At 62.0% G+C, this 11941-nt stretch carries 11 protein-coding genes; 8 read left to right on the top strand and 3 right to left on the bottom strand.

Annotation, left to right across the window (positions count from 1 at the left end):
• Positions 1–18: 18 nt before the first annotated feature.
• Complete coding sequence (locus ACP7B9_RS14750) at positions 19–822, top strand: TspO/MBR family protein (protein ID WP_425864572.1); 804 nt, start codon at positions 19–21, stop codon at positions 820–822.
• Positions 823–914: 92 nt separating this feature from the next.
• Here ACP7B9_RS14750 and ACP7B9_RS14755 read toward each other — a convergent pair whose 3' ends face one another.
• Entirely contained in the window at positions 915–1619 is a 705-nt protein-coding gene (locus ACP7B9_RS14755; RefSeq protein ID WP_425864573.1) for a FadR/GntR family transcriptional regulator, read from the bottom strand.
• Between the two features lie 160 nt (positions 1620–1779).
• On the opposite strand from ACP7B9_RS14755, the gene ACP7B9_RS14760 reads away from it, so the two are divergent.
• Genes ACP7B9_RS14760 through ACP7B9_RS14775 form a run of 4 tightly spaced genes read left to right on the top strand, consistent with a single transcriptional unit; the run spans position 1780 to position 6516 of the window.
• Positions 1780–3249 carry a four-carbon acid sugar kinase family protein gene (locus ACP7B9_RS14760; protein ID WP_425864574.1) on the top strand — a complete coding sequence of 490 codons (1470 nt, stop codon included), beginning with the start codon at positions 1780–1782 and terminating at the stop codon, positions 3247–3249.
• 24 nt (positions 3250–3273) lie between these two features.
• Positions 3274–4176: an NAD(P)-dependent oxidoreductase gene (locus ACP7B9_RS14765; protein WP_425864575.1), complete on the top strand. Its 903-nt coding sequence runs from the start codon at positions 3274–3276 to the stop codon at positions 4174–4176.
• 43 nt (positions 4177–4219) lie between these two features.
• Positions 4220–5674, top strand: coding sequence for a GntP family transporter (locus ACP7B9_RS14770; protein ID WP_425864576.1), 1455 nt, complete (start codon positions 4220–4222; stop codon positions 5672–5674).
• A complete protein-coding gene (locus ACP7B9_RS14775) occupies positions 5674–6516 on the top strand; it encodes a class II fructose-bisphosphate aldolase (protein WP_425864578.1) in 843 nt (280 codons plus the stop codon). Before ACP7B9_RS14770 ends, ACP7B9_RS14775 begins: the two co-directional genes overlap by 1 nt.
• Positions 6517–6568: 52 nt before the next feature.
• On the opposite strand, the gene ACP7B9_RS14780 is transcribed toward ACP7B9_RS14775, so the two are convergent.
• Positions 6569–7180, bottom strand: coding sequence for a class I SAM-dependent methyltransferase (locus tag ACP7B9_RS14780; protein ID WP_425864580.1), 612 nt, complete (start codon positions 7178–7180; stop codon positions 6569–6571).
• A 218-nt stretch (positions 7181–7398) separates the two neighbouring features.
• On the opposite strand from ACP7B9_RS14780, the gene ACP7B9_RS14785 reads away from it, so the two are divergent.
• Positions 7399–7566 (top strand): hypothetical protein, encoded by a 168-nt coding sequence (locus tag ACP7B9_RS14785; protein ID WP_425864581.1) that lies wholly within the window; start codon positions 7399–7401, stop codon positions 7564–7566.
• Between the two features lie 23 nt (positions 7567–7589).
• Here the strand turns inward: ACP7B9_RS14785 and ACP7B9_RS14790 are convergent, their stop codons facing one another.
• Positions 7590–8813: an ROK family protein gene (locus ACP7B9_RS14790; protein ID WP_425864582.1), complete on the bottom strand. Its 1224-nt coding sequence runs from the start codon at positions 8811–8813 to the stop codon at positions 7590–7592.
• A 338-nt stretch (positions 8814–9151) separates the two neighbouring features.
• On the opposite strand from ACP7B9_RS14790, the gene xylA reads away from it, so the two are divergent.
• Both xylA and xylB read left to right on the top strand, forming a co-directional pair.
• Entirely contained in the window at positions 9152–10342 is a 1191-nt protein-coding gene (gene xylA, locus ACP7B9_RS14795; RefSeq protein WP_425864584.1) for a xylose isomerase, read from the top strand.
• A gap of 4 nt (positions 10343–10346) precedes the next feature.
• Positions 10347–11804, top strand: coding sequence for a xylulokinase (xylB, locus tag ACP7B9_RS14800; protein ID WP_425864586.1), 1458 nt, complete (start codon positions 10347–10349; stop codon positions 11802–11804).
• Positions 11805–11941 lie beyond the last annotated feature (137 nt).

The raw sequence follows: 11941 nt of genomic DNA on the forward strand, positions 1-11941 counted from the left end.
CGACAAGGCTCTTATTGTATGAAGCAACTAAAAAGACCTGATAATAGTTCATCACTCGGCCGACCCGTCATTGTTGCCGCAAGCGCTGTCGTGGCCGTCGTTGGATCCTTTATTGGATCTGGTGCGGCTGGAGGCACCGAAATTCAGAAGGCCTCTGGCGGAGCATTGGCCGCCGATGCCACCTTGCTCGCGCCAGCTGGTCCGGCATTCTCGATCTGGTCCGTCATCTACCTTGGACTTCTCGCCTACGCCGTCTGGCAATTCCTCCCTCAGCAGCGACAGCAGCTCCGGCATCAACGGCTGGGTTACCCCGTGGCGGCGTCTCTCCTGCTCAACGCTGCATGGATTCTTAGTATCCAGTTCGACCAGCTATGGCTCAGCGTGCCCATCATCATTGTGCTCCTAATGGTGCTGCTCTGGATCTTCGCCCTACTGCGAAAGAACCGTCCAACGTCAACGGTTGATGCCATTGTCACCGACGGCAGCCTTGGCCTCTACCTAGGGTGGGTCTGCGTTGCCACGGGTGCGAATATTGCCGCATGGTCAGTCTCCGCGGGCTGGTCGGGATTCGGCATCAGCGGAACCGTGTGGGCGCTGGGTGCCCTTGCTGCGATCGTGATTATCGGACTGTTGCTTGCCGTTTATGGCAAGGGCCGCCTAGCTACTGCCGCATCTTTTGCTTGGGGGCTTTCTTGGCTAGCCGTGGCACGCATCTCCGGTGATCTGGAATCTATCCCGGTAGCCGTTGCAGCCTTGATCGGCGCGGCCTTGGTACTTCTGGTGACCATCATGCTCCGGCTGAAGGCGACGCCCCGCAGCTAAAAAGTTTCCAGCCGCGACAGTCTGAACCGTACGACGGCGCCCCGCCCACCTCAGGTGAGCGGGGCGCCGTCGTACTTGCTGAAAAGGATCGCCTACTGCGAGCGCAGCACGTAGCTCTTCAGATCATCCATGGTCTGGGTCATGTGGTTGTCCATGGCCACCCGGGCCATCTCCGGCTGGCGCACCGTGAGCGCCTTCAGGATTGCTTCGTGCATGACAATGGCGTTGGCCTGAATCTGGGGCACGCGGGACGTTTCTGCGCGGCGATTTTCCAGTATGCGGTGCAGGGGTTCAAAAAGCACCGCGACAAAGATGTTGCCCGATGCCTGCAGGATGATGTCATGAAAGGCCAGGTCCGAATCAACGAACGCAGGCACGTCGGCCGCCTCGTGAGCAGCCTTCATCAGCGCAACCTGATCCGCCATGCGTGCCAGGTCATCGTCGGAGATGCGCGTCGCTGCGAGCTCACAGGCACCCGTTTCCAACATTCGCCGCAGCTCAATCAGCTGGACGGCCACAGCGGCATCGTCCTCACCCTCGGATACGGCCCGAAGCACCGCATTGAGCGAGCCCCAGCTGCCAAGCGGGTTGACGAATGTTCCCCGCCCCCGCTCAACCCGGAGAATGCGCTGGGCCACAAGGGTTTTCATGGCCTCCCGGACAGTCATCCGACTCACCTCATGCTGGGCACTGAGTTCCAATTCACCAGGGACAAGCGAGTCCGGCGTGAACTCTCCGGCGACGATTCGGTCCAGCAGATCATCAGCCACCATGTCGGTCAATGACTTGCGTGCCATGATTCCCTTTCGTCGCATCCTTGGATCATCAGTTTAGGGCCTTCCCCGCAGGGTCCCAGTTACTCACTTGCACAGTTCGCGTGTCCTGTGCCACAATAACATTCAAATGTTAGATGTCAGACATCTTACAAACGGTTTCCCCACAAAGAGGTGTGAAGAAATGATTCTTGAATCCGAGCTGTTGGCCGCATACCCGGCCGAGGTCAACGTGCCGGCCGGCATGGTGGCTGAAAAGGTCGCCGCATCAAACCGGGTGCTCATTGTGCTCGACGACGACCCCACGGGAACGCAATCAGTGTCCGGGCTGCCCGTGCTCACACGCTGGGAAGTTGCCGACTTCGACTGGGTCTTCGCCCACCAGATCGACGGCGCCCTCGCCAAAGCCGTGTACGTCCTCACCAACACCCGCAGCCTGGATCCCACTGAAGCTCAGGAACGTAACCGGGAGATTGTGGTCAACGCCTTAGCTTCCGCCCGAGCCGCCGGCATTTCCGTGGGCTTTGTGAGCCGCAGCGATTCAACCCTTCGCGGACACTTCCCCCTTGAACCCGACACAATCGCTGCAACTCTGACCTCAGAAGGCGCCGGTACGGCCGACGGCGTGGTCATCGTCCCAGCCTTCCCCGACGCTGGCCGCATCACGATCGGCGGCATTCACTACACCCGCGGTGACCAGGGCGCGCTCATCCCGGTTGCCGAAACGGAATTCGCCAAGGACGCCAGCTTCGGCTTCACTCATTCATCCCTTGCCGACTACGTTGAAGAAAAGTCAGGCGGCCGCATTCCCGCCACTCGCGTCATCACCGTTGACCTTCACCTCATTCGCCGCGGCACCGCCGAGGCCGGAGCTGCCGCCATCGCCGATGCCCTGGACACAGCCACCGAATCCACCCCGATTGTGGTCGACGCCGTCACGGAAAACGATCTGCGCATCCTCGCATTGGGCTTGGAAGAATCCGAGCGCCGCGGAAAGTCCTTCATCTACCGGGTAGGCCCTCCGTTTGTGCGCGCACGCATTGGCCAGGAAATCCACGAGCCGCTGGTCACCGAAGAGATCTTCCACTCCGGCCGCACGGTTCCCGCTGGTTCCGCTCGCGGCGGGTTGATCGTGGTTGGTTCCCACGTGGGTGTGACCACCCGCCAGCTCAAGGCCCTCACTGACGCCCATAGCTCGGCCCGCATCGTCGAGATTGACGTGGAACAGCTCTTGACGGACGACGGCGGCGCTCACGTTGCCGCCGTCGTCGCCGAGATCGCGACAGCCTTGGCCACCGGCGACGTCATCGTCCACACGAGCCGCCTCCTCATCAAATCCGACGACGCCGCAGCGAGCCTGAAGATTGCCCGCACAGTGTCGGCCGCCGTCGTCGATGTGGTCAACCAGACGCTCAAGGCCACTCCCCCTCGCTTCGTCATTGCCAAGGGCGGCATCACTTCCTCGGATGTGGCCGCCCACGGGCTGGAGATTCGCCACGCCATTGTCCGCGGCCCCATGCTCCCGGGCATCGTTTCACTGTGGGAACCCGTTGACGGGCCGGCCGCAGGCATCCCCTACATCGTCTTCGCCGGCAACGTTGGCGACGATCAATCCCTGGCTGATGTCACCCGCAAGCTCAGCGACACTTTCTAACCACTAATTTTCAAGGAGACAACCATGAACAAGAACTACACCGTCACCGTACTGGGCCTGGGCGCCATGGGACTGCCCATGGCCACTCGACTGGCCTCAGAACTCACCGTCCACGGCTTTGATATCGCAGAGCCGCGCTTGGAACTGGCCAAAGAGGCCGGCATTCACACCTTTGATTCGGCGCAGGCCGCAGCCCGCGGAGCCGACGCCCTCTTGCTGGCCGTCCGTAACGGCGAACAGCTCAACGAGGTACTGTTCGGCGCGAACGGCGTAGCGCCCGTTCTGGCCAAGGGTTCCGTTGTCATCCTCACCAGCACGGTGGGCACCGAGGCCATTCCGGCCACAGTGGCACGATTGGCCGACTTTGGCGTTGAACTCGTCGATGCACCCTTGTCAGGCGGCCCCGTCCGCGCCGGCCAAGGTGACCTGCTGATCGTCGTGGGAGCTTCCCCGGAAGCCCAGCGCCAGGCTGCCCCGGTCCTCGAATTACTGGCTTCCACACTCTCGATCGTTGGCGACAAGCCGGGTGACGGCCAAGCACTCAAAACCGTCAACCAGCTCCTGTGCGGCGTCCATATTGCCGCTGCTGCCGAGGCGCTTGCGTTGGCCGATGCCCTGGGCCTCGACCAGGCAAAGACGTTGTCCGCGCTTGAAGCCGGAGCCGCCGGATCATTCATGCTCTCCAACCGCGGCCCCCGCATCCTCGAGGCGTACTCCGAAGAAGGTGCCGAGGTCCTTAGCCGTCTAGACATCTTCGTCAAGGACATGGGAATTGTTGGCAAGGCAGCCCGCGCGGCCGGTCTGGCAGCCCCCGTCGCCGCGGCCGCCGAGCAGCTCTTCCTGCTGGGCCAGGCCCAGGGCCTGGCCGCCGAGGACGATTCCGCCGTCATCAAGGTTGTTGCCCCAACCCAGCGTCACGCCGGTTAATCACACCGCACTCACCTCGTATGTCAAAGGAGACATCTGAACCATGAACACCCTCATCACCCCTTTGATGCTGGCTGCAGCCGACGCGCCAGTCATCAAGCCTGAGGTCCAGCTTGGCACCCCGCTCTTGCTGACCATCGCCGCCGCTGGCGTTGCCCTGTTGCTTGTCATGATCATCCGCTTCAAGATCCACGCCTTCGTAGCCTTGCTGACAGTCAGCATCCTGGTTGCTGTGGCGGCTCGTATTCCGCTAGCGAGCATTTTCACCGTTGTCTCCACGGGAGTGGGTGGGACCATGGGAAAGGTGGCGCTGCTGATTGCCTTGGGCGCCATCCTCGGCCGCATGATCGAAGTATCCGGCGGCGTGCAATCGCTGGCCGATCACTTCACAGCCAAACTCGGGGCCAAGCGGGTTGCCGTTGCATTGACCCTAGTGGGTTTCCTCGTTGCCATCCCGGTCTTCTTTGAGGTGGGCGTGATTGTTCTTGTGCCGATCGTCTATGCGTTCGCCAAGATCGCCAAGGTCCACCCCATCAAGTTCGGTTTGCCCATGGCCGGCATCATGCTGGCCATCCATGTGGCCGTCCCTCCCCACCCCGGCATTGTTGCCGGCGCTGGTGTTTTGGGTGCCGATGTTGGGCTCATCATGATCATCTCCTTGATCATCTGTGTGCCATTGGGGTTCCTGTCCTACTGGGTTGCCAGCATCATGAACCGCAAGGACTTTGCCCTGCTGCCCAGCGTTCGTGCGCAGATTGAGGAGTTCGGCAGTCCGGAAACATTGGTGGCCTCCCACAAGGGCACCAACGCACCGCCCCGTCCGCGCCTGATCATTGGCCTCATCGCTGCCCCGATTGTCTTGATCTTGGCCGGCACCATCGGCACAATGACCATGCCGAAGGGCTCATTCGGGCACAGCATCAGTGCGTTTGTTGGCAATCCCTTCTTCGCATTGCTCGTGGCCGTTGGGCTCTCCTTCTTCACCCTTGCCGTCCGCCGCGGCTGGTCGCTGCAGGAAACCAGCGTCATCTTTGAAGGCGCACTGCCGCCCATTGCCTCCATCTTGATGATCGTTGCCGGCGGTGGCATCTTTGGCACCGTCCTGCAGGTCAGTGGGATCGGCGGCGCACTCTCCCAAACGCTCGACGGCTGGGGCGTTCCTGTCCTGTTGCTCGGCTTCATCATTTCGCTGGCCTTGCGTGCCGCCCAGGGTTCGGCAACCGTGGCGATCGTAACCACCACGGGATTGCTTTCCAGCGCCATCCTGTCCGGCGGCTACACACCCATCCAGATCGCCGTCATTACGGTAGCGATCGGTTTTGGCTCACTGGGACTGTCTCATGTCACCGACGCCGGCTTCTGGGTAGTTGTCCGCTACTACGGTTTGACCGTGGCCGATGGCCTGCGGACCTGGACAGTGCTGACCACCATCCTTGGACTGGCCGGATTTGCCCTAACCTTTGTCGCTTGGATCCTTGTTGGAGGCTTGACCACCTGATGCGTACATCATTGAACACCCTGGTTTCTGAATCTTTGGCCCTCGGCAATGCCGTACCCGCCTTCACCTGCTACGAGTTCACCACGGCCGTGGCCGTCGTGGCGGAAGCCGAATCAGCCGGCCAGGGCGTGATCTTGTTGGTGGCCCCGAAGACCGCCTCAACAACTCAGGGGCTGCGGCTGGTGACGGCCATGCGCACGCTCGCCGATGCTGCATCGGTACCCGTATCTATTCAGCTGGATCACGCCAGCGACATCCCCACGATTCTGGCTGGAATCGAGGCCGGGGCGGATTCCGTTCTTGCCGACGGATCGTCCTTGGACATCAACGCCAACATCGCCCTTGTGCGTGCGGTGCGGGAAGCCATTGCCGATCCGTCCGTGGTCATCGAGGCCGAGCTGGGCGGATTGGCCGGCGACGAGGACCGCGCTTTCGCAGCCGTAGCTACCGGGTTGACGGCGGCAGATCAGGTGGCTGGCTTTGTCCGCGACAGCGGAGCGCAGCTGCTTGCCGTCGCCGTGGGAAATGTCCACGGAAAGTACGCTGGCGAACCCAAGCTTCGGTGGGAACTTCTGGAACAAATTTCGGCCGTAGCCGGAGTTCCGCTGGTGCTCCACGGAGCGTCAGGAATACCCGCCGACGATTTGGCCCGGACCCCCGCATTCGGGGTGGGCAAGGTCAACTTCAACACCGAGCTGCGCACCGGCGTGCTGCACATGCTCGAAAGCCAGACCGGCGCTCATAGGGCCGACGGCGAAAACCTCTTGGGCCTTGTCAATGTCTGGCAGAACACGGTCCGGGAATTCACCGGCAGCACACTGCGGACCCTGAGCGCCGAGTAACCCTGTCCGGTGCGGCATGCGCCGCACCGGACGTTAGGAACCCACCGGGATCCTAGGCCGGTTCTCGCAATTTCAATCGATACCACTGCGGATCTGTCTGGTTCATCGGCCAGCCGAGCCCCTCCGTCGGTGCCGGCCAAACCGTGAGTGTTTCCCAAGCGACGAAGGCCTCCTCAATTTCTTCCCGCGATACGCCCTCGATCATCGAACGAAAACGTGTCCGGCTAAAGGCCAACATCAGCATCGTCGCTCCTGGTGTCGCGAGCGCGGAGACACTATCTCCCATGGCCTGGCGCTGCTGGCGATCCAAACCTTGGAAGCACCCGATGTCGACAAATAGCTCGAATGTGCCAAGGGCCAGCATCTCAAGCTCCGTAACATCCCCGACAACGTAGTTCACCCCTAGGTCATCCTTGCGCTGCGCAGCGGCGATGGCCTCGGGGACGGCGTCAACGCCGACGGCATCCCAGCCTCGCCGTGCCAGTTCGGGTGTATGCGATCCCCGGCCGCAGCCAAGATCCAGAGCCCGCCCGAACGGCGGTGTGCGGCCAGCAAGCTCTTGATCGAACACCTCAGCAACTTTCGTGCCCGCTGACAGCGCGTATCGCTCCCACGGGGTGGCCCGCGAACCATAGCGACGGTATACCCACGAATAGTTGACCATAGCCGTTTCCTCCCTGCACGATCACCGGCCGCTTTCGGTAATTCAGTAACACAGGGCGCCATTGGGTAATCCCGGGCGACCCGCAATAGTCCCAGTATCGACCCAGCTCGAAAACCACGCCAGACCTTGGCAACAAATCCGGGCACGCCTCAACTCCTGCAGGTACCCGGCCGCAAAAAGCTCTACCCGCGGTGCCGCGCCGGGTCTAGTCTGATGATATGAGCAAGAATTCTGATTATGACGACAAAGACTTGATCAACGAGCCCGCCTCCCCCGATCCCCTGGCTGAGGTCTACTCCGAGATGATCTCCCCGGATATCGAGGAAATCAACGAGCACGCAGCAGCGTTGTCCGAGGAAGCCGAGATCGAGCCGGACTCACTGTAAGAATCAGGGCACAGTTAGCTTTGTTAGCCAGCCTTGACCAGTGACGTCGCGATGCTGGCTGGATCGGCGAGCACCGGGGCAAATGCCAGCTGCGCCGCGCCTATCATGAGCAGGTCGAGCCCGAGTTCGGCGCGGGCAAACCTGACATCGTCGCGCGGGCCCATGAGCACGCGGCCACGGACGCCGGATTCCAGCATTTCCGGGGCAACCGCATAGAGCAGGCCCAGGAAGCCTCCCAAAATGACGAGCTCCGGGTTGAAGATATTGACGGTTCCCCGCAAGGCCTCCGCGAGGAATCCAAGCTGTCGGGTGACAAGTTCCAATACCTCCGGATCGGGTCCCTCGAGACGGGAAAACTGTGCGAGCAAGCCGCTCTCCAGCTGCTCACTGTCGGCAGCATCGAGGCCGACGGCGGCCAGAAGCGCTGATTGCCGCACCTCAGTTTCCAGGCAGCCATACGCACCACAGTGGCACAGCGATCCGGCTGAATTAACCAGTGAATGCCCAAACTCTCCCGCGAATCCGCTGACTCCCGGGAACAATTCGTTATTGATGACAATGCCGCCGCCAATACCGCTGGCACCGCCGTTGAGATAAATGTGCTGACGTGCCCCACGGCCGGAGCCAAAGGTGCTTTCCGCAGAGATTGCCGCGGAGGCATCGTTGGCAGAGACAACGGGAAGGCCCAACGCGTCGCTGAGCATCGCCGAAAAGGGGACGTTGTGCCAGTCAAGGTGCGGGGCAACAACAACTTCACCATCGGTACCGCGGACCAGCCCCGGCACGGCAACACCCACACCCACGGTACGGAATGAACTATCCAGCTCACCGCGCATGCCCGCCACCACGGCGCCAACAATGTTGACCACTTCCTCGGGGGTGGGAACGCGGGCAGTGTCATATCGAATGCGCTTGAGGACCTTGCCCGAGAGTGAGACGAGCCCAATGGTCACGGCATCAATTTCAGGGTTGACGGCAATGGCGACAATGTCCTCGCGGGGAACGATGATGGCACTTGGCCGGCCAGCATGGTTCGCTGCGCCGGGTTCCTGCTCAACCACCAGCCCCAGTTCCACCAGCTCGGCAACGAGGCCGCCAACCGTCGAGCGGTTCAGCCCGGTCATCCTGGTGACCTCCGCACGGGAAACCCTCCCCCGCACATGGGCCAGCCCCAGCACGATGGCGAGGTTGTTGCGCCTCACGTCGTCGAGGTTGTTGCCCCTTTGTGCCGGACGGGCTTGTTCCATGGCTGCCACTCGATTCACCTCTTTCAATACCAATAAACACTGCCAATAAGCGTACTGTGCTGCCAACTACCCAGGCCTGTCGTTGCCTGCCGGCGCCGCCGCGCAGCTGCCGCCTGGCACCAGACCCAAGTGCCGGCGTCGTCCGTGGAAGAACGTCGCTGGCAGGCATTTGATTACTTTAGCAACTTAATGCCTAATTCCCCTTGAATATTCAAGCATTATGAGTGATCGTACCCGAGAAATCACCTCACGCAAGCTGCTTGACTTGAGTCATTTCCTGCAATATGTTCTTACTCAGAACTTATTTACTTGAGACGCACATCACCCGGAGGAATCCCATGGCACTGCAGCCAACCCGCGAAGACAAATTCTCATTCGGCCTCTGGACCGTTGGATGGGAAGCACAGGACCAGTTCGGCTCCGCCACCCGCCCCAAGCTTGACACCGTTGAGGCCATCAACCGCCTCAGCGATCTGGGCGCCTATGGCCTGACCTTCCACGACAATGACCTGTTCCCGTTCGACGCCACGGCAGCCGAGCGTCAGCACGAGATCGACCGCCTCAAGGGTGCCCTTGATTCCACCGGCCTGATCGTGCCGATGGTGACCACCAACCTCTTCAGCCACCCCGTCTTCAAGGATGGTGGCTTCACCTCCAACGACCGCGGCGTGCGTCGCTTTGCACTGCGCAAGGTCATCGAGAACATCGATCTGGCCGCCGAGCTCGGCGCCGAAACCTTCGTTATGTGGGGCGGTCGTGAAGGCAGCGAATACGATTCCGCCAAGGACATCCGCGGCGCGCTGGAGCGTTACCGCGAGGCCGTGAACCTGTTAGGCGATTACGTCACCGACAAGGGTTACAACATCCGCTTCGCGATTGAGCCCAAGCCGAACGAACCCCGCGGCGATATTCTCCTGCCGACCCTTGGCCATGCGATGGCATTCATCGAAACCCTGGAACGCCCCGAAATGGTGGGTATCAACCCGGAGACCGGCCACGAGCAGATGGCGGGATTGAACTTCACCCACGGCATCGCCCAGGCGCTCTACCAGGGCAAGCTGTTCCACATTGACCTCAACGGCCAGCGCTCCATCAAGTTCGATCAGGACCTGGTCTTCGGCCACGGCGATCTGCAGAACGCGTTCTCCCTCGTTGACCTGCTGGAAAACGGTGGCCCCAACGGCGGCCCGTCCTACACCGGCCCGCGCCACTTCGACTACAAGCCCTCACGCACCGAGGACATGACAGGTGTTTGGGATTCCGCGGCCGCCAACATGCAGACCTACCTGCTGCTGAAGGAACGCGCCACCGCATTCCGCGCCGATCCCGAGGTCCAGGCGGCCCTGCTCGCCTCCCGCGTGGAAGAGATCAACGAGCCCACCCTGAACCCCGGCGAGGGCTGGGAAGCTCTCCGTGCCGACAAGGCCTCCTACGAGGACTTCGACACGGAATCTTACTTCGGCGGCAAGGGCTTCGGCTTCGTCAAGCTGCAGCAGCTCTTCATCGAGCACCTACTGGGCGCTCGGTAACCCCATGGCACTGGTTGCCGGGATCGATTCCTCGACCCAAAGTTGCAAGGTTGTCATCGTCGATTCCGGCACCGGAGCCACCCTCCGCACCGGCCGGGCATCCCACCCGGATGGAACGGAGGTCAGCCCCAGCTTCTGGTGGACTGCCTTGCTAGAAGCAATGCACGACGCCGGAGGGCTGGCTGATGTTTCTTCCCTCGCCATCGCTGGGCAACAGCATGGCATGGTCCTGCTGGACGCCGAAGGCCGTGTGGTCCGCGACGCCCTGCTGTGGAACGACACTCGTTCAGCAGTTTCGGCCGATGCCCTGATTGCCGAGTTTGGCGCCTCGGCCTTGGTTGAACGCTGCGGCTCGGTACCCGTGGCCTCTTTGACCATCACAAAGGTCCGCTGGGTGCGCGACAACGAACCTGCGGTGGTTGCGCGAGTGGCGGCCGTTGCACTCCCCCATGATTGGCTGTCGTGGCGGCTCCGTGGTTACGGGCCTGCCGACGAGAGCCCGCTGGGCCCGGATCTGGAACAGCTCGTCACCGACCGTTCCGATGCCAGTGGCACAGGCTACTGGTCTCCGGCGCGTGAGGCTTACGATCTGGAATTATTTGAGGCTGCCTTCGGGCGGTCGGCCCGCGTGGCCGGCTCGGCCAGCCAGGCTGGGACGCATGTTGTGCTGCCCAAGGTTGCAGCGCCGTCGGACGTCATTGGCACGGTGCATGCGGACCATTCAGGCGGCAGCGAGATCGTGATTGGTGCCGGAGCTGGCGACAACGCGGCCGGCGCCCTGGGCCTTGGCATCAGCGCTGGCGACGTGGTCATTTCCTTGGGCACCAGCGGCACGGTCTTTGCCGCGGCGCCTGCGGCCGTCAACGATCCTTCGGGAACGGTGGCCGGGTTTGCCGACGCCGCCGGCGCGTACCTGCCGATCGCCGTCACCTTGAACGCGGCACGCATCCTCAGCTCGGTAGCCGAGTTGCTGGCCGTGTCCTTTGACGAGTTCGCGGATCTGGCACTGGCGGCGGAACCCGGCAGCGCCGGCGTCGTTCTTGTCCCGTATTTCGAGGGCGAGCGAACACCGAACCTACCCAATGCGAAGGCCAGCTTCCACGGCCTGACCATCGCCTCAACCACCCGGGCCAACACGGCCAGGGCGGCCATCGAGGGCATGTTGTGCGGATTGGCTGATGGTCTGGATGCCGTGGTGGCCTCCGGCGTCACCGCAGAGCGATTGTTGCTGATTGGCGGCGCGGCCCAAAATCCCGCCGTCCAGGCAGTGGCAGCACAGGTGTTCGGTGTACCAGCGATCGTGCCAGCGCCCGGCGAGTACGTGGCCCGCGGTGCGGCCGTACAAGCGGCCTGGGCGTTGTCCGGTGAGCGTCCCGCATGGGAACTCGAGCTGGACGCCGCACCTAGTGCTGACCACCACCCGGTGATCCGCGAGCAGTACGCCGTCCACTCAGGGTCCTGACGACCCTGCAAACCCTAGAGATCCCGGCTGGATAGATCGTCTTGATTGATGATCGGCCAGCAGGGATCTCTAGGTTTAATGCTTGATTTAGTGCGGCATGAGCGCTCACAATTTTTCACGCATAAACTCCCCTATTC

The organism is Arthrobacter sp. TWP1-1 (assembly GCF_049897845.1).
Taxonomy (GTDB): Bacteria; Actinomycetota; Actinomycetes; order Actinomycetales; family Micrococcaceae; genus Specibacter.

What these genes read in the sequence shown, in the direction of transcription:
- ACP7B9_RS14775 (WP_425864578.1), top strand. Translation starts at nt 5,674, where the DNA reads ATGCGTACATCATTGAACACCCTGGTTTCTGAATCTTTGGCCCTCGGC.
- ACP7B9_RS14780 (WP_425864580.1), bottom strand. Translation starts at nt 7,180, where the DNA reads ATGGTCAACTATTCGTGGGTATACCGTCGCTATGGTTCGCGGGCCACC.
- ACP7B9_RS14755 (WP_425864573.1), bottom strand. Translation starts at nt 1,619, where the DNA reads ATGGCACGCAAGTCATTGACCGACATGGTGGCTGATGATCTGCTGGAC.
- ACP7B9_RS14770 (WP_425864576.1), top strand. Translation starts at nt 4,220, where the DNA reads ATGAACACCCTCATCACCCCTTTGATGCTGGCTGCAGCCGACGCGCCA.
- ACP7B9_RS14765 (WP_425864575.1), top strand. Translation starts at nt 3,274, where the DNA reads ATGAACAAGAACTACACCGTCACCGTACTGGGCCTGGGCGCCATGGGA.
- xylB (WP_425864586.1), top strand. Translation starts at nt 10,347, where the DNA reads ATGGCACTGGTTGCCGGGATCGATTCCTCGACCCAAAGTTGCAAGGTT.
- xylA (WP_425864584.1), top strand. Translation starts at nt 9,152, where the DNA reads ATGGCACTGCAGCCAACCCGCGAAGACAAATTCTCATTCGGCCTCTGG.
- ACP7B9_RS14760 (WP_425864574.1), top strand. Translation starts at nt 1,780, where the DNA reads ATGATTCTTGAATCCGAGCTGTTGGCCGCATACCCGGCCGAGGTCAAC.
- ACP7B9_RS14790 (WP_425864582.1), bottom strand. Translation starts at nt 8,813, where the DNA reads ATGGAACAAGCCCGTCCGGCACAAAGGGGCAACAACCTCGACGACGTG.
- ACP7B9_RS14750 (WP_425864572.1), top strand. Translation starts at nt 19, where the DNA reads ATGAAGCAACTAAAAAGACCTGATAATAGTTCATCACTCGGCCGACCC.
- ACP7B9_RS14785 (WP_425864581.1), top strand. Translation starts at nt 7,399, where the DNA reads ATGAGCAAGAATTCTGATTATGACGACAAAGACTTGATCAACGAGCCC.